The organism is Achromobacter sp. NCFB-sbj8-Ac1-l (assembly GCF_052695805.1).
The window spans coordinates 2,724,079-2,743,231 of record NZ_CP199812.1; the positions used below are offsets into that span (position 1 = coordinate 2,724,079).

Sequence of the window (19,153 nt, forward strand, 5' to 3'; positions counted from 1 at the left end):
GGTCAGGGGTTGGGGACAGTCCGGATTCTATCTGAATAATAATTATTAGCGTTTTGGAATCAGCAAACTGTCAGGTTTCAGGGGACAGGCGCGATTGCATGAAGGCCAGCAAGGCGCGCACGCGCGCGGTCACCGAGTGGCGATGGGTATAGACGCCCAGCAGTTGCAGCGGGGCGGGCCGCAGGTCCAGCGCCACTTCCTGCAAGCGGCCAGCCGCCAGATCGTCCTGGCACGACATGGCCGCCAGGATGGCAAAGCCGATGCCCTGGCGGGCGCCCGCCAACGCCAATTCGCCACTGTTGACCCGGTAGCGGCTGCGCACCGGCACTTTGACGATGCCGCCGGCGCCGTCGTCGAACTGCCACGGCTGGCCCTTGAGCGCGCTGAGCGTGGTGATGCAGGGCAAGGCTTTCAGTTGGCGCACGTGGCGCGGCGTGCCGGTCCTGGCGAGCAGGGCCGGGGCTGCGACCACGATGCTGGGCAGCGTGACCAGGTCGCGGGTGATGAGCGCGCTGTCTTCCAGGCGGCCGCGGTGGAACACGATGGACAGGTCCACGTCTTCGCGCAACGCGTCGATGCCCGTCAGGCGCGTATCGCATTCCAGTTCGATGGCGGGGTGCAGATCGCAGAACTCGGCCAGGATGGGGGCGAGCAGCCGGGGCGCCTCGCCGGGCATGCACATTTTCAGCGGGCCGCGCAGTTCGCGCCGCACGGCGCCCAGTTCTTCTTCCGTGCTGGCCAACGCATCCAGCAGGGGCTTGGCGCGCTGGTACAGCAACTGGCCGGCCTCGGTCATGCGCAGGTGGCGGGTGCTGCGTTCCAGCAACCGGGCGCCCAGGCTTTTTTCCAGCGTGGCCACGTGCCGGCTGACGTTGGACGAGGGCATCGACAGCAGGCGCGCGGCCCCCGCGAAACTCTGTTCGTCGACGACGGCGGCGTAGACGCGCACTGCATTCAGGTCCATCGCCTGTCGCATGATTATCCCGATTCAAGTAAGAAATGATCCTATTTTTGCATGCTAGTTATCGTAGTCGGGTCAATCTACGATGCCGCCTCGTTTCGAATCTGGTCCACCCGCAGGTGGTGGACGGCAACATTCCAGGGAGTTTTCAACATGGATATCGGCATCGTGGGCGGCGGCGTGGCGGGCTTGAGCGTCGCGCTGTCCTTGCACCGGCTGGGGCACCGGCCCAAGGTCTACGAACGCGGCGACGGGCCGGCCACCATGGGGGCGGGTGTCACGCTGTGGCCCAATGCCGGCCAGGTGCTGGACGCGCTGGGGTTGCTGCGCGACGTCGCCAGCGTGGGGGGGCGGCCCGTGGCGATGCGCCGCCTGGATCCGGCGGGCCATTCGCTGGGCGGCATCGATATCGGGTTGTTGGACCGGTTGATGGGGTATCCCACCCATACGATCCTGCGGCGCGATTTGCTGGCCGTGCTGCTGAGCCACGCTGCCAGGGCCGGGATCGACGTCCTGTATGGCCATCGCGCCACGGCGATCGACCTGGACGATGGCGGCAGGGCCGTGGCCAGGTTCGACAACGGCGTGTGCGTTCGGCCCGACCTGCTCATCGGCGCCGATGGCCGCATGGATTCGGTCGCGCGCCGCTTCGTGGCGGGCGACAACGCGCCGGTCTACCAGGGCTTCGTGAACTGGATCGGCGTTGCGTCCGGCGCCGGGACGCTGGTGGACGATATGGCCATCCAGGACTACTGGGGCGTGGGCGAGCGCTTCGGCCTGGTGCCGGTGCGGCGGGACCTGGTGTATTGGGCCGCCGCCCAGGCGCGACCCCTGCGCCCCGAGGCCGGGGCGGCGGATCTGCGAGCCGAGGTGCAACGCCTTTTTGGCGAATGGGCGGGGCCGATTCCCCGACTCATCCAGGCCACGCCCACGGCGGCCTTGCGGCTGATCGCCGTGCATGACCTGGAGCCCTTGCCCGTCTGGAGCCGGGCCAACGTGCTGCTGGTTGGCGATGCGGCGCATGCGCCGTTGCCCACGTCGGGGCAAGGCGCCTGCCAGGCCTTGGAAGATGCCTGGCACCTGGCGCGTTGCCTGGAAGAGGCCGGTGCCACCCTGGACGCCGCGTTGCAGCGTTTCACTCGAATTCGGGGGCCCAAGACCGCGCAGCTGACGCAACAGGCGCGCGGGTTTGCACAGGCCCTGTTCATCACGGATCCCGACGTGTGCCGGACCCGTAACCAGCAGGTCCTGGCGGCCGACCCGGTGCAGCAGGTGCAAGCCATGGCTGCAGGGTGGGGACAGGGGCTGGAATCGGCAAGCGTTCGCCCGCAGGGATAAAATGCCGTCGAATCATGCCATGGCGCGCTGTGCGCCGCATTCATCGAACAGGTTTCAGCCATGTCAGAACATTCTCCCGAAGCGCTCGCGCTCCAACTCGACGCCGCGCGTGCCAAGCTGCGCCTGTGGCGCGAGGTGGAACCGGTGTACCAGAAGCAGTTCGAGGAAGTGCTGGCGCCCCTGGAGTCGGCCGCGCTGGAACTGAAGGCCAAGCTGGTGCTGTGCTTTGACCATGCCTGCAAGCAGAAAGAGCTGACCCGCGCCGAGCGTGAATTGGCCTCGGAACTGGTGCAGCAGCTGGGGCAAGAGACGCTGGCGGCCATCGTGCTGGACGGCACGCCGGCCGACTGCGACGTGGACCGGCTCAAGGCCGTGTACTTGAAGCACAGCGGGTCGGACTTCGATGCCGAGGTGGCCGACGAGCTGGCTGAAATCCAGGCCCACGCGGTGACCCTGGCGCTGGCGGTGCCGCCCGAGCCGGATCCCGGCCCGGACCTGGCGGCGCAACTGGCCGCGGTGCGGCGTGAACTGCTGGCGGTGGAAGAGCACTTCGCGGCCCGCTTTCACTTCGATCCGGACCAGGACATCGACCCGGCCGAGCTGATGGACGACCTGGCCGCCGAGATCGAAGACGCCGAGGAATACATCGGCGAACTGGAGTTCGAATTGACGCAGTTCGTCGACATGCAGCAGGTCAAGGCCTGGCTGAAGGCCATGAAGAAGCAGCTGGACGCGAACAAGCGGCGCGACGGCGGCGCGTAATCCGGTCGGGACCTTGGCGGACCAAGGCGCTCGAGGCGCTCGAGGCGTTCCAGGCGCTCGGGGCGCTCAACGCGCCTGCCGCGGCCCCGCCGGCACGATGCGCATCATCGGCGCCGCGCCCTGGGCCGGCGCGTCAAAGCGCGGCCGGATCATCCACGGCGCAAAGCGCCACAGGTACAGCCCGAACGCCAGCGCCCAGGCGGCGGCCGACGCGTGCAGCAGGCCCGGCGCACCCGCGGTGGGCAGTAGCGCGGCCAGGCGCAGCAGCGCCGCCAGGATCACCAGCGCATAGCTCAGCACCATGCTGCGGTCGGTGCGCAGGGGCCGGCCCAGATGGCCCAGCGCGGTGCGCGTGGCCATGCCCAGGATCAGCACCGAAAAGCCGGCCACGCCGATGACGTGCGCGGGCCAGGCGGGCCGCAGCACATAGCCGGCCAGTTGCGCCGCGCCCACCAGCAGGCCGATGCCCAGGCCGGCATAACCGGCGTACAGAATCCACAGCAAGGGCACGCGGCGCGCGGCCCAGGGCTTCCAGGCCAGCCATTGCGCCAGCGCAATCAGGCCCGTGGCCGCCAGCAACAGTGCAGCCAGGCGCGGGGCACCCGCCAGCAGGCAGGCGATGGCCAGCACGCCCGTGGCCAGCTGCCAATGGCCGCTGCGGGTGTGCGGGGGAATGTCCAGGCCGGCGACGGCGCGCTTGGCAAAGAAGGGGATGACGCGCCGCGCGATCAGCAGGGTCAGCACCGCCATGCTCAGCAGGCCGGCATTGAAGTAGCGCATCAGCGCCAGGTAGTCGCCGGCCAGGGCCGCGCGCACATACAGCAGGTGGGCGACGGCCAGCGCCACCAACAGCAGCGGCACGCCGTAGTTGCGGCGGTTGCGCGTGACCCAGACCGAACGGCCCAGCGCCGCGGCGCCCCACAGGAAGAACAGCAGGTCGGCGCCTGCGGCCGTGTACAGCGCCACCGTGCCCGGCGCCAGGTAGGCGGCGCGCGCCACCAGCCAGACGCCGCACAGCAGCGCCAGCGGCAGGCCGCGCAGGGGATTCCTGCCGGTCCAGTTGGCGCCCGCCGTCAGCAGGAAGCCCACCGCGATGGTGGCGACAAAGCCCCACAGCATCTCGTGGGCGTGCCACGGCATGGCGGTCAACAGGCCCGTCAGCCGGGTGGGCGCGAACACCCAGAGCAGTACGGAGACCAGCGCCCAGGCGCAGCCGGCCAGGTACAGCGGGCGAAAGCCCATTTCCGTGAAGGCGCGCCAGTCGGGCGCCGGCGGCCGGTTCGCGTCGTGGGGCGCAGAGGGTTCTTCCAGGGTCAGCAGGGGGTTCATGGGGTCTCCGCCCGTCGTGGCCGCCAGGGCGGCAATAAACATGCATTTCAAATACATATTAATACCGTCAACCGGCCTGCGGCCAGCGCGGCGGGTTGATCCCGCGCAAACGCGGCCGCTTCCCGGGGGTGACTAGTCACAACGGCAGGGGGTGTTTGGTCGGGTGGGCAATGGTGGGCAAGGGCCGGCATGCCTACGCTGGGTGCAGTCGTATCCGAGTGCACAACAAGCGAGAATCACCATGGCATCAACTCACCCCTCGGCCAGCGCGCCCCTGCGGGTCCTGGTATCCAGCACCTTCGCCTTCACCATCTGTTTTGCGGTGTGGATGATCTTTGCGGTGCTGGGCATTCCCATCAAGGCCCAGCTGGGCCTGTCTGAAACCGAATTCGGCCTGCTGGCCGCCATGCCGGTGCTGACCGGTTCGCTGGTGCGCGTGCCGCTGGGCATCTGGACCGACCGTTACGGCGGCCGGCCCGTGTTCTTCGTGCTGATGCTGCTGGCGGTGGTGCCGATCTGGCTGCTGTCGTACGCCACGCAGTACTGGCAATTCCTGGTGCTGGCGCTGTTCGTGGGCCTGACCGGCGGGTCGTTCTCGGTCGGCACGCCGTACGTGGCGCGCTGGTTTCCCCGCAGCAAGCAGGGCCTGGCCATGGGCGTGTTCGGGGCCGGCAATTCGGGCTCGGCCATCACCAAGTTCGTGGCCCCCGCGCTGATCGCGGCGGCGGGCGGCGCCTGGGTCATCGTGCCGCAGGTGTATGCCGTGGCGCTGCTGGTGACGGCGATCCTGTTCTGGCTGTTCTCGGCGTCGGACCCCTCGCACCGCGTGGCGGGCGGGGCCAGCCTGTCGGCCCAGTTCGCCATGCTGAAGGACCCGCGGGTGTGGCGCTACTGCCAGTACTACTCGGTGGTGTTCGGCGGCTACGTGGCGCTGGCGCTGTGGATGACCAAGTACTACATCGGCGAATACGGCTTCGACATGAAGCTGGCCGCGTTGCTGGCCGCCTGCTTCTCCTTGCCGGGCGGCGTGCTGCGCGCCCTGGGCGGCTGGATCTCGGACCGCTACGGCGCCTACAAGACCACCTGGTGGGTGATGTGGGTGTGCTGGGTGGCCTTCTTCATCCTGAGCTATCCGCAGACGCACTTCACCGTCCTGACCACCGGCGGCCCGCGCCAGTTCGACATCGCCCTGGGCCCCATCAGCTTCACCGTGCTGCTGTTCGTGGTGGGCATTGCGATGGCGATCGGCAAGGCCTCGGTCTTCAAGTTCATCTCGGATGAGTTCAGCGACAACATCGGCGCCGTGTCCGGCATCGTCGGCCTGGCCGGCGGCCTGGGCGGCTTCGTGCTGCCGATCCTGTTCGGCGTGCTGCTGGACCTGACCGGCGTGCGCTCCAGCGCCTTCATGCTGCTGTACGGCACGGTCTGCGTGTCGCTCATCTTCATGCATTTCAGTTTCCGGCCCGAAAGCGCCGCCATCGCCCGGCGGCAAGCCGCCTGACCCTCTGATCGGAGAACCCTATGTCTACCCATGTCCTGGCGCGCTGGGAGCCGGAAAACCCCGGCTTCTGGAAACAGACCGGCGCGCGCATCGCCAATCGCAACCTGTGGATCTCGATTCCCGCGCTGATGCTGGCGTTCAGCATCTGGATGCTGTGGAGCGTGGTGGTCGTGAACCTGGATCGCGCCGGCTTCATGCTGTCCAAGAACCAGCTGTTCTGGCTGACCGCGCTGCCCGCCTTGTCGGGCGCCACGCTGCGCATCTTCTATTCGTTCCTGGTGCCGGTGTTCGGCGGCCGCAAGTGGACGGCGATCTCCACCGCCTCGCTGCTGATCCCGGCGCTGGGCATGGGCTTCGCGCTGCGTGATCCGACGACCTCGTTTCCCACCTTGCTGATCCTGGCGCTGCTGTGCGGCCTGGGCGGCGGCAATTTCAGTTCCAGCATGGCCAACATCAGCTTCTTCTTTCCCAAGGAAAAGAAGGGGCTGGCGACCGGGCTGAACGCCGGCATCGGCAACCTGGGCGTGTCCCTGGCGCAGTTCGTCGTGCCGGTGGTGATCTCGGTGGGCATGTTCGGCGCCCTGGGCGGCGATCCGCAGACCGTGGCGGGCGCGGCGCCGCGCAGCCTGTGGCTGCAGAACGCCGGCTTCATCTGGGTCTTGCCCATCGCGCTGGCGTCGCTGGCCGCCTGGTTCGGCATGAACGACATCGCCGACGCGCGTGCGTCGTTCGCCGACCAGGCCGTGATCTTCAAGCGCAAGCACAACTGGCTGATGTGCTGGCTGTACGTGGGCACCTTCGGCTCGTTCATCGGCTTTTCGGCCGGCTTCGCCATGCTGACCAAGACCCTGTTCCCGCAGGTCGATCCCACCACCTACGCCTTCCTGGGGCCGCTGGTGGGCTCGCTGACCCGCCCGGTGGGCGGTTGGGTGTCCGACAAGCTGGGCGGCGCGCGGGTCACCTTGTTCACCTTCGCCGGCATGATCGCCGCCGTGCTGGGCGTGATGGCGTTCCTGCCGGTGCACGGGCAGGGCGGTGACTTCAACGGCTTTCTGGCCATGTTCATCGTGCTGTTCGCGCTGACCGGCGTGGGCAACGGGTCCACCTTCCGCATGATTCCCGTGATTTTCCTGCGCGAACGCACCCAGGCCGCGCAAGGCAAGGGGGCGGCCGCCCAGAAGCAGGCGCTGACGGACGCGGCGCGCGAGTCGGCCGCGGTGCTGGGCTTTTCCGGCGCGATCGGCGCCTACGGTGGCTTTTTCATCCCGCGCAGCTTCGGCACGTCGCTGGACCTGACGGGCGGCGCGCAGGCCGCGCTGCTGTGCTTCATCGGCTTTTACGCCACCTGCATGGTGATCACCTGGTGGTACTACGCGCGCCGCAACGCGCCGGTGCCGTGCTGAGGACCGGGCTGGCCGGGGTGACTAGTCACTCTGCCGTGCCGGCCCTGTGCCTCTGGCGAATGGTCGCCTGCACGGCACGCGCCTAAAGTGGTTTTGACAGCATCGATTGCAGTACGCGCCGGCCGGACCGGCGCCCTTGGAGAACCATAATGAGTCATTTTCTGGACCGGTTGAAGTTCATGTCGCGGGTGAAATCCACCTTCGCGGACGGTCACGGCGAGCAGGTCAATGAAGACCGCAAGTGGGAAAACGCCTATCGCGCCCGCTGGCAGCACGACAAGGTGGTGCGCTCGACCCACGGCGTGAACTGCACGGGCTCGTGCTCGTGGAAGGTGTACGTCAAGAATGGCCTGATCACCTGGGAAACCCAGCAGACCGACTACCCGCGCACGCGGCCCGACCTGCCCAACCACGAGCCGCGCGGCTGTCCGCGGGGTGCGTCCTACAGCTGGTACGTCTATTCCGCCCAGCGCGTGAAATACCCGATGATGCGCGGCCGCCTGATGGAAATGTGGCGCGAGGCCCGCAAGACCCTGGACCCGATCGCGGCCTGGGAATGGATCAGCCAGGACCCGGTGCGGGCCAGGCGCTACAAGTCGGTTCGCGGCCTGGGCGGCTTCGTGCGTACCGACTGGGACACGGCGATGGAAATGATTGCCGCCGCCAACGCCTACACCATCAAGCAATTCGGCCCCGACCGCCTGATCGGTTTTTCGCCGATTCCGGCCATGTCGATGGTCAGCTACGCCGCCGGCGCCCGCTACCTGAGCCTGTTGGGCGGCGCCTGCCTGAGCTTCTACGACTGGTACTGCGACCTGCCGCCGGCCAGCCCGCAGGTCTGGGGCGAGCAGACCGACGTGCCCGAATCGGCCGACTGGTACAACTCGACCTACCTGATGGTGTGGGGTTCGAACGTGCCGCAGACGCGCACGCCCGACGCCCACTTCTACACCGAGGTCCGCTACAAGGGCACCAAGACGGTGGCCGTGTCCAGCGACTTCGGCGAAATGGTCAAGTTCGGCGACATCTGGCTGGCGCCCAAGCAGGGCACCGACGCCGCGCTGGCCATGGCCATGGGCCACGTCATCCTGAAGGAATTCCACCTGTCCGGCGCCTCGGCGTATTTCCGCGACTACGTGCGCCGCTACACCGACATGCCCATGCTGGTGCTGCTGCAGGAACGCGATGGCTTTCATGCGCCCGACCATTTCCTGCGCGCCTCGCACCTGGACGGCGCGCTGGGCGAACAGAACAACCCCGACTGGAAGACGCTGGTATTCGATGCCGCCAGCGGCGACCTGGTGGCGCCCAACGGCAGCATCGGCTTTCGCTGGGGCGAGGGCGCGGTCAATGGCGGCGAGAAGGTCGGCCGCTGGAACCTGGAATCGCGCGACGGCGGCAGCGGCCGCGAGATCGAGCCGGTGCTCAGCCTGATCGACCAGGCCGACGCCGTGGTGGGCGTGGGTTTCCCGTACTTCGGCGCCGAACACGACGAGCTGATGGTGCGCAACGTGCCGGCCCGCCGCATCCGCCTGGCGGACGGCAGCGAGGCCCTGGTGGCCAGCGTGTACGACCTGCAGATGGCCAACTACGGCCTGGACCGCGGCCTGGGCGGCGGCAATGTGGCCACGTCGTACGACGATGACGTGCCCTACACCCCGGCCTGGCAGGAAAAGCACACCGGCGTGCCGCGCGCGCAGGTGATCCAGGTGGCGCGCGAGTTCGCCCAGAACGCGCATGACACCGAGGGCAAGTCGATGGTCATCGTGGGCGCCGGCCTGAACCACTGGTACCACATGGACATGATCTACCGCGGCATCATCAACATGCTGATGATGTGCGGCTGCGTGGGCAAGAGCGGCGGCGGCTGGGCGCACTACGTGGGCCAGGAAAAGCTGCGGCCGCAGTTCGGCTGGGCGCCGCTGGCGTTTGCGTCCGACTGGGTGCGCCCGCCGCGCCAGATGAACGGCACCTCGTTCTTCTACGCCCACACCAGCCAATGGCGCCACGAAAAGCTGCACGTGCAGGAAGTGCTCGGCCCCACCGCCGACCGCGGCCGCTACGGCGACCTGAGCATGATCGACCTGAACGCCCGCGCCGAGCGCATGGGCTGGCTGCCGTCGGCGCCGCAGCTGCGCACCAATCCGCTGGACCTGACCGACCAGGCCGCGGCCGCGGGCAAGGACCCGGTGGCTCATGCGGTGGAACAGTTGAAGTCCGGCGAGTTGCGCATGTCGTGCGAAAACCCCGACGACCCCGCCAACTTCCCGCGCAACATGTTCGTGTGGCGCTCGAACATCCTGGGGTCCAGCGGCAAGGGCCACGAGTACTTCCTGAAGTACCTGCTGGGCACGCAGAACGCCGTCTTCGGCGACGAAGGCGATGCGATCCGGCCGACCGAGGTCACCTATGAAGAAGATGCGGCCGAAGGCAAGCTGGACTTGCTGACAGTGCTGGACTTCCGCATGAGCACCACCTGCCTGTACGGCGACATCGTGCTGCCCACCGCCACCTGGTACGAGAAAGACGACCTGAACACGTCGGACATGCACCCGTTCATCCACCCCTTGAGCGAAGCGGTGCAGCCGCTGTGGGAAAGCAAGACCGACTGGGAAATCTACAAGCTGCTCGCCAGGAAGTTCAGCGACATCGGCGGCCCCTACCTGGGCAAGCGCCGCGACCTGGTGCTGACGCCGCTGATGCACGACACCCCGGGCGAGCTGGGCCAGGCCTTCGAGCCCAAGGACTGGAAGCTGGGCCAGTGCGACCTGGTGCCGGGCAAGACGGCGCCCAACATGACGGTGGTGGAACGCGACTACAACGACATCTACCGCAAGTTCACGTCGGTGGGCCCGCTGCTGGACAAGCTGGGCAACGGCGGCAAGGGCATCAACTGGAACACCGAGCACGAGGTGCACGAACTGGGCGGCATCAACGACCACGTGGCCGAGACGGGCGTGAGCCAGGGCCGGCCGCGGCTGGATACCGCCATCGACGCGGCCGAGATGATCCTGACCTTCGCGCCCGAGACCAACGGCCACGTGTCGGTCAAGGCCTGGGAAGCGCTGGGCAAGATCACCGGGCGCGACCACACCCACCTGGCCACGGGCCGCGAGCACGACAAGATCCGCTTTCGCGACATCCAGGCGCAGCCGCGCAAGATCATTTCGGCGCCGACCTGGTCGGGCCTGGAAAGCGAAGAGGTCAGCTACAACGCCGGCTACACCAACGTGCACGAGCTGATCCCATGGCGCACCCTTACCGGCCGCCAGCAGTTCTACCAGGACCACCGCTGGATGCTGGATTTCGGCGAAGGCCTGTGCGTGTACAAGCCCGCCATCGACACCAAGACCATCGCGCCGATGCTGGGCCGCTACCCCAACGGTGAAAAGGAACTGGTGCTCAATTGGCTGACGCCGCACCAGAAGTGGGGCATCCACAGCACCTATTCCGACAACCTGCGCATGCTGACCCTGAGCCGCGGCGGCCCCCACGTGTGGGTGTCCGAGACCGAGGCCAGGCAGGCCGGGCTGGTCGACAACGACTGGGTCGAGGTCTTCAACGTCAACGGCACGCTGACCGCCCGCGTGGTGGTCAGCCAGCGCGTGCCGGTGGGCATGTGCCTGATGTACCACGCCCAGGAAAAGATCGTGAACGTGCCCGGCGCGGAAACCAGCGGCAAGCGCGGCGGCATCCATAACTCGGTGACGCGCACGGTGCTCAAGCCCACGCACATGATCGGCGGCTACGCGCAGCAGGCCTACGGCTTCAATTACTACGGCACCGTGGGCGCCAACCGCGACGAATTCGTGGTGCTGCGCAAGATGAAGAAAGTGGACTGGCTGGAAGGCCCGCTGGTGGAAGACCCCGCCGCCGCAACGCAACTGGAAGAGAAGCAATCATGAGGATACGCGCCCAAATCGGCATGGTGCTGAACCTGGACAAGTGCATCGGCTGCCACACTTGCTCGGTCACCTGCAAGAACGTCTGGACCAGCCGCGACGGCGTCGAATACGCCTGGTTCAACAACGTTGAAACCAAGCCCGGCATCGGCTATCCCAAAGAATGGGAAAACCAGGAAAAGTGGAAGGGCGGCTGGAAGCGCACCGCGGCCGGCAAGCTGGAACCGCGCCAGGGCGGCAAGCTGCGCATCCTGGCGAACCTGTTCGCCAACCCCAACCTGCCGCAGATCGACGACTACTACGAACCCTTCACCTTCGACTACGAACACCTGAAGAACGCGCCCCTGTCGCAGACGCCGCCCACCGCGCGCCCGGTGTCGGTGCTGACCGGCAAGAAGATGGACAAGATCGTCTGGGGCCCGAACTGGGAAGACGACCTGGGCGGCGAATTCGCGTCGCGCAGCCGCGACGCGCTGTTCGAAGGCGTGCAGAAAGAGATGTACTCGACGTTCGAGAACACCTTCATGATGTACCTGCCGCGCCTGTGCGAACACTGCCTGAACCCGGCCTGTGTCGCCAGCTGCCCGTCGGGCTCGATCTACAAGCGCGAAGAAGACGGCATCGTGCTGGTCGACCAGGACAAGTGCCGCGGCTGGCGCATGTGCATTTCGGGCTGCCCGTACAAGAAGATCTACTACAACTGGCACAGCGGCAAGGCCGAGAAGTGCACCTTCTGCTACCCGCGCATCGAAGCCGGCCAGCCCACGGTGTGCTCGGAAACCTGCGTGGGCCGCATCCGCTACCTGGGCGTGCTGCTGTACGACGCCGACCAGATCGAACGCGCCGCCGCCGTGGGCGACGAGCAGGACCTGTATGAGTCGCAGCTGGGCCTGTTCCTGGACCCGCATTCGCCCGAGGTGATCGCCGCGGCGCGTGAACAGGGCATTCCCGAATCGTGGCTGGAGGCCGCGCGCCAGTCGCCGGTCTACAAGATGGCGGTGCAGTGGCGCGTCGCCTTCCCGCTGCATCCCGAATACCGCACCTTGCCCATGGTCTGGTACATCCCGCCGCTGTCGCCCATCCAGACAGCGGCCGAAGCGGGCCGGATGCCCCAGCGCACGCTGGGCAAGAGCGCGATGATTCCGGACGTGGCCAGCCTGCGCATTCCGGTGCGCTACCTGGCCAACCTGCTGACCGCCGGCAAGGAAGCGCCGGTGCTGCAGGCGCTGGAACGCATGCTGGCCATGCGCGCCTACAAACGGTCGGAAACCGTGCACGGCGAACGCGACACCGCGCTGCTGGAACAGGTAGGCCTGACGGACGCCACCGTGCAGGACATGTATCGCATCATGGCGATCGCCAACTACGAAGACCGCTTCGTCGTGCCCGGCAGCCACAAGGAAATCGTCGAAGACAGCTTCAACGAGAAGGGCAGCTGCGGCTTCACCTTCGGCAACGGCTGCTCGGGCGGGGTGTCGGAAGGCACGCTGTTCGGCCGCAAGCCCCAGGGCAGCGAGATATTCATCGAGATGCCCAAGTCGCGCAAGAAGGCCGCCGCGGCCTGACCCAGGAGAAACACCATGAACCTGTACCGCCTGCTTTCCGCGCTGCTCTGCTACCCCGAACAGGATCTGCTGGACGCCTTGTCCGAGGTCGAGGCGCAGCTTGCCGCCCACCCCGACGCCGAGGAAACCCTGCAACCCCTGGTCGGCTACCTGGCCAGCCATGACCTGATCGCCCTGCAGGAAAACTACGTCGCCACCTTCGACCGCAACCGCGCCCATTCGCTGCACCTGTTCGAACACGTGCACGGCGAAAGCCGCGACCGGGGCCAGGCCATGGTCGACCTGCTGGACACCTACCGCGGCCATGGCTTCGAGCCAGTGGTGTCCGAACTGCCGGACCACGTGCCGCTGTTCCTGGAGTTCCTGGGCGTTATCGACCCGGCCGTGGCGCAGGACCTGCTGGACGAAGCCATCCACGTGCTGGCGGCGGTGGGCGCGCGCCTGGCCCGCAGCGAAAGCCCCTACGCCAGCGTATTCGCCGTGCTGCGCGGCCTGTCGCGGGTGACGCCGCGCGAGCAGACCGCGCCGCCCGTGCGCGACATGGACGAGGCGATGGAAACCTTCGGCGCCGGCCCCGATGGCGTCGAGCCGCTCCTGCGGCCATTCTCGGGCGACGGCGCGCAGGCGGTGCGGTTCTATCCGCGCGCGCCCGCCGCCCATTGAATCCCCGTCTTTTCAGGACCCAAGCATCATGAATTCCCTGAATCAGTTCCTCTTCGGCATCTACCCCTACATCGCGCTGACGGTGTTCCTGCTCGGCAGCCTGGCGCGTTTCGAGCGCGAGCAATACACCTGGAAGACGGACAGCTCGCAACTGCTGCACCGCGGCCAGCTGCGGCTGGGCAATATCCTTTTCCACATCGGCATCCTGGGGCTGTTCTTCGGCCACCTGGCGGGCCTGTTGACCCCCGTGGCGGTGTGGGACTGGCTGGGCGTGTCGCACACGCTCAAGCAGACCGTGGCCATGGTGGCTGGCGGCGTCATGGGCGGGCTGTGCCTGATCGGCCTGTTGATCCTGATCCACCGCCGCCTGAGCGACCCGCGCATCCGCAAGACCACCCGCCCTGGCGACAGGCTGCTGTTGCTGTGGATCCTGGTCACGCTGCTGCTGGGGCTGTCGACCATCGCGCTGTCGGCCGGCCACATGGACGGCGAGATGATGGTGCGCCTGATGACCTGGGCGCAGCACATCGTGACCCTGCGTGGCGACGCCGCCAGCCACATCGCCGACGTGCCGCTGCTGTTCAAGGCGCATCTGTTCATGGGCCTGACGCTGTTCGTGATCTTTCCCTTCACCCGGCTGGTGCACGTCTGGAGCGGCTTTGCGTCGCTGGGCTACCTGGGCCGCGCCTGGCAACTGGTGCGTCCGCGCTGAGGCGCGTTTTCCAAGGAGCCGGACATGCCTGTGATCGTCAATGGCGTCGAACTGAACGACGCCGAGCTGGAACAAGAACTGCCGCGGCATGCGGATGCCGCCAACCCCATGCGCGCCGCCATCACGGCGCTGGTGCTGCGGCGGGTGCTGCTGGATGAAGCCGTGCGGCAGGGGGTGGAGCGCGCGCAGGGCGGGCAGGCGGATGCCGACCCCGACCCCGCAGGCGAGGACGAGGTCATCGGCGCCTTGCTGGACCGCCAGGCGCCGACGCCCGAGGCCGACGAGGCCGCCTGCCTGCGCTATTACCAGTCCAACCCCCAGCGCTTCGTGGTGGGCGAACTGATCGAGGCCGACCACATCCTGTTCCAGGTCACGCCGGGCGTGAACCTGGACATGCTGCGCGCCCATGCCGACGCGGTGCTGGCGGACCTGCTGGCCGACCCGTCGCGCTTTGCCGAGGTGGCGCGGCAGCAATCCAACTGTCCGTCGGCGGCGCTGGGCGGCAATCTTGGGCAGCTGGCGCGCGGCGACACGGTGCCTGAATTCGAAAAGGCGGTGTTCGCCTTGCCGGCCGGCGGCCTGTTGCCGCAGGTGCTGCAAACTCGCCATGGCCTGCATATCGTGCGGGTCACGCGGCGGGTGGAAGGGCGGCGGCTGCCCTTTGACGAGGTGCGCGCGCAGATCGCCGCGGCCTTGTCGGCGCTGAGCCGCGACACCGCCTGGCGCCAGTACGTGAAGCTGCTGGTCGAGCGCGCCGACGTGCGCGGCATCGACCTGGGCGGGGCAGAGGACGACCGGGTCTTCGGGAGCCCGTCATGAACCCGCCACCGGCAAGCGATCCTGCCGGCAAGGCCGCCGCCACGGGTCCGCAGGGCCTCATCGACGGGCATGGCCGCCGCATCGACTACCTGCGCGTATCGGTCACGGACCGCTGCGACCTGCGCTGCGGCTACTGCATGCCCAAGGGCTTCAAAGGCTTCGAGACGCCCGCCAACTGGCTGCGTCATGACGAAATGGCCAGGCTGGTGGGCCTGTTCGCCGGCCTGGGGGTCAGCAAAGTGCGCCTGACTGGCGGCGAGCCCTTGCTGCGCCGCGGTGTGGCGGACCTGGCGGGCGCCATTGCCGCGCTGCCCGGCGTCGTGGACCTGTCGGTGTCCACCAACGGCACCCGACTGGCCCGCCATGCCCGGGCGCTGCGCGCCGCCGGGGTCCGCCGGCTCAACATCAGCCTGGATACCCTGGACGCCGCCGAATTCACCCGCATCACCGGCCGCGATTGCCTGGACGCGGTGCTGTCCGGCATGAAGGCGGCGCGGGACGCGGGTTTTGCGCCGATCAAGCTCAATAGCGTGGTGCACGCCGCCACGCCCGAGGCCGACGTGCGCCGGCTGCTGGGCTACGCGCTGGCGCAGGGCTTCATCCTGCGCCTGATCGAGCCCATGCCGATGGGCGACAGCGGCCGCCGTTACGCCCATGCCGACCTGGGCGCCCTGGGCGCGCGGCTGGCGGCCGACCATGGCCTGGTGCCGGCGCTGGCCGGGCAGGGTGCGGGCCCGGCGCGCTACTGGACGGCGGGCGCCGGGGCGCCGGCGCTGGGTGTCATCACGCCGCTGTCGCGGCACTTCTGCGCGACCTGCAACCGCGTCCGCCTGGGCGTGGACGGCACCCTGTACCTGTGCCTGGGCCAGGAAGACCAGGTGCCGCTGGGACGATTGCTGCGCGCCGGGGCCAGCGACGCCGCGTTGCAGCAGGCGATCCGCGCCGGCATCGCCGCCAAGCCGGAAAGGCACGAGTTCACCACCCGGCCCGAACGCATCGTGCGCTTCATGTCGCAGACGGGGGGGTAAAGCATGGGCCAACGCATGGGCGACATCGAACGGCTGGTCGACGGCTTTCAGCGCTTCCAGCATCAATACTACGAGGCCACCCCGTCGCTGTACCGCAACCTGCGCGATGGCCAGCACCCCAGCACCTTGCTGGTGGGCTGTTGCGATTCGCGGGTGGACCCGGCCATGCTGCTGGGCTGCGATCCGGGCGACATCTTCACCGTGCGCAACGTGGCCAACCTGGTGCCGCCGGCCGACCGCGACCAGGGCCACCATGGCGTGCTGGCCGCGATCCAGTTCGCCGTCGAGCAGCTGGCGGTCAGCCGGATCATCGTGCTGGGCCATGCGCAGTGCGGCGGCATCCGCGCGCTGATGGACCGGCCCGCCCGCAGCGACGGCGACCCCGACTACCTGAACCGCTGGATGGACATCGCCGAACCGGCCCGCCAGCGCGTGCTGAGCCAGATGCCCGAGGCGTCCCGCGACGAGCGGCGGCGGGCCTGCGAGCAGGCGTCCATCCTGATCTCGCTGCGCAACCTGGAAGCCCTGCCCTGCGTGGGGCGGCGTGTCGCGGCGGGCGGCCTGACCCTGCACGGCTGGTATTTCGACCTGGTGGCGGGGGCTTTGCTGGCATACTCGGCGCGGGCGGACGCGTTCCTGCCCATCGTGTGTCCTTTGTTCACGGAGCCAGCATGACCCCCGTATTCGGCATCGCCGGCCGCTCCGGCAGCGGCAAGACCACCCTGATCGAAGCCATGCTGCCCCTCCTGGGCGCGGCCGGGCTGGCGGTCAGCGTCATCAAGCACAGCCACCACGATTTCCAGATGGAGCCGCCCGGCAAGGACAGCGCGCGTTTTCGCCAGGCCGGGGCGCGCGAGGTGATGGTGGCGTCGCCGTTTCGCTACGCCATCGTGCACGAGCTGCGCGATGCCCCGGAACCGTCGCTGACAGAGCAGGTGGCGCGGCTGGCGCCCGCCGACCTGGTGCTGGTCGAAGGCTTCAAGCACGCGGACATTCCGCGCATCGAGGTCTACCGGCCAGCGTTGGGCAAGCCGCCGCTGCACGTGGACGATTCCCGCTTCCTGGCGGTGGTGACCGACGCGGTGCTGGACACGCGCTTGCCGTGCCTGCCGCTGAATGATCCGGCCGCGGTGGCCGCCTTCATCCGGCGCACGGTCGGGTGTGACTGAACTACACTGATCTTCCGCGATTTTCCTTCAAAGCCCCCGCAAGTCCCGCCGCCATGCCCCTGTCTGTTCCCCCCGCCGATGCCGACGGCCTGCCGTCGTCGCGGCATCGCCTGTCCACCCGCATCATCGCCAGTTCGCTGGTGGCGCTGATCGTGGTGCTCAGCATGGTCAGCTGGACGCTGTGGCTGTCGTGGCAGCTGGAAGGCGCGGGCGCCGCCATCAACGACACCGGCAGCCTGCGCATGCGCGCCAACCGGGTGGCGGTGGAACTGATGCGGCCCCAGGCCGGCCGCCAGGTCCGCACCGACGAACAGCTGCGCCTGATGGACGACACCATCGCCCGGCTGGCGCGCGGCAACCCGGCGCGGCCGCTGTTCATTCCGAACGATCCGGCCATCCGCGAGCAATGGCTGGGCGTGGCCGACTATTGGCGCCGCATCATGCGGCCGGCGGCGGTGCGCGCCATCGAACGCGAAGACGCTGCCGAGTACCTGGAAACGCTGCCCGATTTCGTGGCCCGGGCCGATGCCCTGGTGCGCATGATCGAGCAGGACAACGCTGGCAAGACCACGTCGCTGCGGCTGTCGCAGGGCGTGCTGGCGGCGATTGCCAGCGCCGGCACCCTGGCCATGATCTACCTGCTGTACCTGTGGATCATCTCGCCCGTGCTGCGTCTGCGCGACGGGCTGCAACGCATGGCGGCGCGCGAATTCAGCACCCGCCTGCCGGTCGAAAGCCGCGATGAATTCGGCGTGTTGGCGCGCGGCTTCAACCGCATGGCCGATGAGTTGCAGGGCCTGTACACGGGGCTGGAGCAGCGGGTGGGCGAAAAGACCGCCCAGCTGGCCGCGCAGAACCGCGACATCGGCGCGCTGTACGACATGGCCGCCTTTCTGAACCAGCCCAACGAGATCGAGGCCATGTGCCAGGGGTTTCTGCGCCGGGTGATGCTGCAGTTCGATGCCGAAGGCGGCAGCATCCGCGCGCTGGACCCGGACAACGACACGCTCAACCTGGTGGTGTCGGTGGGCCTGTCCGAAGACCTGGTCGAATCCGAACACTGCATGCGGGTCGACGATTGCTACTGTGGCGTGGCCACGCGCCAGGCCGGCGTGATCGTCATTCAGGACCTGCGCCAGGCGCCGGCGCCGCAGGACCTGAACTGCCAGCGCGACGGCTTTGCCAGCGTGGCGGTGTTTCGCATCGTGACGCGCGACGAGGTGCTGGGGTCGTATTCGCTGCATTTTCGCAGCCCGCGCCAATTGGCCCCGTCCGAATCGCAGCTGCTGGAAACCCTGGGCCAGCACCTGGGCGTGGCGCTGGACAACCGCCGCCTCTCCGCCCAGGCGCGCCAGCTGGCCGTGGTGCAAGAGCGCGGGCTGGTGGCGCAAGGCCTGCACGACAGCCTGGCGCAGGGGCTGAACTTCCTGAACCTGCAACTGCAACTGCTGGACGCGGCGGTCAAGCGCGGCGACCAGGCCGAAATCGACGAGATCCTGCCGCTGCTGCGCACCGGCGTGGACGAAAGCTACCAGGACGTGCGCGAGCTGTTGAACAACTTCCGCAGCAAGCTGGGCCAGGGCGACCTGCGCGATGCCATGCAGGACACGGTGGAACGCTTTCGGCGACAGACCGGCCTGCCCATCACGCTGGCGTTCGAACAGGGCGAAGGCGCGCCGCTGCCGCCCGAGCAGCAGTTGCAGGTGCTGTTCATCCTGCAGGAAGCCCTGTCCAACGTGCGCAAGCATTCCGAGGCCGACCGGGTCGAGATTCGCGTGCGCAACGCACGCGATTTCAGCCTGGACATCATCGACAATGGCCAGGGCTACGACCCGGCCGAAGTGGCGCGCCGCGGCGAGGCCCACGTGGGCCTGCACATCATGCGCGAACGCGCCGCCCGCATGCATGCCACGATTAAAATGCAGTCCCGTCCCGGCCACGGCACGCATATCTCGCTGCTGCTGCCCGGCGCCGAACGCCAGGCCGCCTGACCCCATCAAG

15 protein-coding genes are annotated in these 19,153 nt (G+C 67.9%); 13 read left to right on the forward strand and 2 right to left on the reverse strand.

Annotation, left to right across the window (positions count from 1 at the left end; all coding sequences use genetic code 11):
* Positions 1 to 70: 70 nt before the first annotated feature.
* The gene (locus ACUDP5_RS12555) at positions 71 to 976 is read right to left on the reverse strand and encodes a LysR family transcriptional regulator (protein WP_263912630.1); all 906 of its coding nucleotides are present in this window, start codon (positions 974 to 976) and stop codon (positions 71 to 73) included.
* Positions 977 to 1,114: 138 nt separating this feature from the next.
* Between ACUDP5_RS12555 and ACUDP5_RS12560 the strand changes: the two genes are divergently transcribed.
* Both ACUDP5_RS12560 and ACUDP5_RS12565 read left to right on the forward strand, forming a co-directional pair.
* Positions 1,115 to 2,299 carry an FAD-dependent monooxygenase gene (locus ACUDP5_RS12560; protein WP_445658896.1) on the forward strand — a complete coding sequence of 395 codons (1,185 nt, stop codon included), beginning with the start codon at positions 1,115 to 1,117 and terminating at the stop codon, positions 2,297 to 2,299.
* A 60-nt stretch (positions 2,300 to 2,359) separates the two neighbouring features.
* On the forward strand, positions 2,360 to 3,061 hold the full coding sequence (locus ACUDP5_RS12565) for a hypothetical protein (protein WP_445658897.1): 702 nt from the start codon (positions 2,360 to 2,362) through the stop codon (positions 3,059 to 3,061).
* 66 nt (positions 3,062 to 3,127) lie between these two features.
* On the opposite strand, the gene ACUDP5_RS12570 is transcribed toward ACUDP5_RS12565, so the two are convergent.
* Entirely contained in the window at positions 3,128 to 4,390 is a 1,263-nt protein-coding gene (locus tag ACUDP5_RS12570) for an NnrS family protein (protein ID WP_445658898.1), read from the reverse strand.
* Between the two features lie 241 nt (positions 4,391 to 4,631).
* On the opposite strand from ACUDP5_RS12570, the gene ACUDP5_RS12575 reads away from it, so the two are divergent.
* From ACUDP5_RS12575 to ACUDP5_RS12625, 11 genes are all read left to right on the forward strand, one after another.
* A complete protein-coding gene (locus ACUDP5_RS12575) occupies positions 4,632 to 5,891 on the forward strand; it encodes a NarK/NasA family nitrate transporter (RefSeq protein WP_263912634.1) in 1,260 nt (419 codons plus the stop codon).
* 20 nt (positions 5,892 to 5,911) lie between these two features.
* Entirely contained in the window at positions 5,912 to 7,294 is a 1,383-nt protein-coding gene (locus tag ACUDP5_RS12580) for a NarK family nitrate/nitrite MFS transporter (RefSeq protein WP_263912635.1), read from the forward strand.
* Between the two features lie 149 nt (positions 7,295 to 7,443).
* Complete coding sequence (locus tag ACUDP5_RS12585) at positions 7,444 to 11,199, forward strand: nitrate reductase subunit alpha (RefSeq protein WP_445658899.1); 3,756 nt, start codon at positions 7,444 to 7,446, stop codon at positions 11,197 to 11,199.
* Positions 11,196 to 12,761, forward strand: coding sequence for a nitrate reductase subunit beta (narH, locus tag ACUDP5_RS12590; protein ID WP_263912637.1), 1,566 nt, complete (start codon positions 11,196 to 11,198; stop codon positions 12,759 to 12,761). The genes ACUDP5_RS12585 and narH overlap by 4 nt, the downstream gene beginning before the upstream one ends.
* A 15-nt stretch (positions 12,762 to 12,776) precedes the next feature.
* A complete protein-coding gene (gene narJ, locus ACUDP5_RS12595) occupies positions 12,777 to 13,424 on the forward strand; it encodes a nitrate reductase molybdenum cofactor assembly chaperone (protein ID WP_263912638.1) in 648 nt (215 codons plus the stop codon).
* 28 nt (positions 13,425 to 13,452) lie between these two features.
* Positions 13,453 to 14,136, forward strand: coding sequence for a respiratory nitrate reductase subunit gamma (narI, locus tag ACUDP5_RS12600; protein ID WP_263912639.1), 684 nt, complete (start codon positions 13,453 to 13,455; stop codon positions 14,134 to 14,136).
* Between the two features lie 24 nt (positions 14,137 to 14,160).
* On the forward strand, positions 14,161 to 14,955 hold the full coding sequence (locus tag ACUDP5_RS12605) for a peptidylprolyl isomerase (protein WP_263912640.1): 795 nt from the start codon (positions 14,161 to 14,163) through the stop codon (positions 14,953 to 14,955).
* The gene (gene moaA / locus ACUDP5_RS12610) at positions 14,952 to 15,983 is read left to right on the forward strand and encodes a GTP 3',8-cyclase MoaA (protein ID WP_445658900.1); all 1,032 of its coding nucleotides are present in this window, start codon (positions 14,952 to 14,954) and stop codon (positions 15,981 to 15,983) included. Before ACUDP5_RS12605 ends, moaA begins: the two co-directional genes overlap by 4 nt.
* Positions 15,984 to 15,998: 15 nt before the next feature.
* A complete protein-coding gene (locus tag ACUDP5_RS12615) occupies positions 15,999 to 16,658 on the forward strand; it encodes a carbonic anhydrase (protein WP_263912709.1) in 660 nt (219 codons plus the stop codon).
* Complete coding sequence (mobB, locus tag ACUDP5_RS12620) at positions 16,655 to 17,152, forward strand: molybdopterin-guanine dinucleotide biosynthesis protein B (RefSeq protein ID WP_263912642.1); 498 nt, start codon at positions 16,655 to 16,657, stop codon at positions 17,150 to 17,152. The genes ACUDP5_RS12615 and mobB overlap by 4 nt, the downstream gene beginning before the upstream one ends.
* Positions 17,153 to 17,205: 53 nt before the next feature.
* A complete protein-coding gene (locus ACUDP5_RS12625) occupies positions 17,206 to 19,143 on the forward strand; it encodes a type IV pili methyl-accepting chemotaxis transducer N-terminal domain-containing protein (RefSeq protein WP_445658901.1) in 1,938 nt (645 codons plus the stop codon).
* Positions 19,144 to 19,153 lie beyond the last annotated feature (10 nt).

What these genes read in the sequence shown, in the direction of transcription:
- ACUDP5_RS12555 (WP_263912630.1), bottom strand. Translation starts at nt 976, where the DNA reads ATGCGACAGGCGATGGACCTGAATGCAGTGCGCGTCTACGCCGCCGTC.
- ACUDP5_RS12560 (WP_445658896.1), top strand. Translation starts at nt 1,115, where the DNA reads ATGGATATCGGCATCGTGGGCGGCGGCGTGGCGGGCTTGAGCGTCGCG.
- ACUDP5_RS12565 (WP_445658897.1), top strand. Translation starts at nt 2,360, where the DNA reads ATGTCAGAACATTCTCCCGAAGCGCTCGCGCTCCAACTCGACGCCGCG.
- ACUDP5_RS12570 (WP_445658898.1), bottom strand. Translation starts at nt 4,390, where the DNA reads ATGAACCCCCTGCTGACCCTGGAAGAACCCTCTGCGCCCCACGACGCG.
- ACUDP5_RS12575 (WP_263912634.1), top strand. Translation starts at nt 4,632, where the DNA reads ATGGCATCAACTCACCCCTCGGCCAGCGCGCCCCTGCGGGTCCTGGTA.
- ACUDP5_RS12580 (WP_263912635.1), top strand. Translation starts at nt 5,912, where the DNA reads ATGTCTACCCATGTCCTGGCGCGCTGGGAGCCGGAAAACCCCGGCTTC.
- ACUDP5_RS12585 (WP_445658899.1), top strand. Translation starts at nt 7,444, where the DNA reads ATGAGTCATTTTCTGGACCGGTTGAAGTTCATGTCGCGGGTGAAATCC.
- narH (WP_263912637.1), top strand. Translation starts at nt 11,196, where the DNA reads ATGAGGATACGCGCCCAAATCGGCATGGTGCTGAACCTGGACAAGTGC.
- narJ (WP_263912638.1), top strand. Translation starts at nt 12,777, where the DNA reads ATGAACCTGTACCGCCTGCTTTCCGCGCTGCTCTGCTACCCCGAACAG.
- narI (WP_263912639.1), top strand. Translation starts at nt 13,453, where the DNA reads ATGAATTCCCTGAATCAGTTCCTCTTCGGCATCTACCCCTACATCGCG.
- ACUDP5_RS12605 (WP_263912640.1), top strand. Translation starts at nt 14,161, where the DNA reads ATGCCTGTGATCGTCAATGGCGTCGAACTGAACGACGCCGAGCTGGAA.
- moaA (WP_445658900.1), top strand. Translation starts at nt 14,952, where the DNA reads ATGAACCCGCCACCGGCAAGCGATCCTGCCGGCAAGGCCGCCGCCACG.
- ACUDP5_RS12615 (WP_263912709.1), top strand. Translation starts at nt 15,999, where the DNA reads ATGGGCGACATCGAACGGCTGGTCGACGGCTTTCAGCGCTTCCAGCAT.
- mobB (WP_263912642.1), top strand. Translation starts at nt 16,655, where the DNA reads ATGACCCCCGTATTCGGCATCGCCGGCCGCTCCGGCAGCGGCAAGACC.
- ACUDP5_RS12625 (WP_445658901.1), top strand. Translation starts at nt 17,206, where the DNA reads ATGCCCCTGTCTGTTCCCCCCGCCGATGCCGACGGCCTGCCGTCGTCG.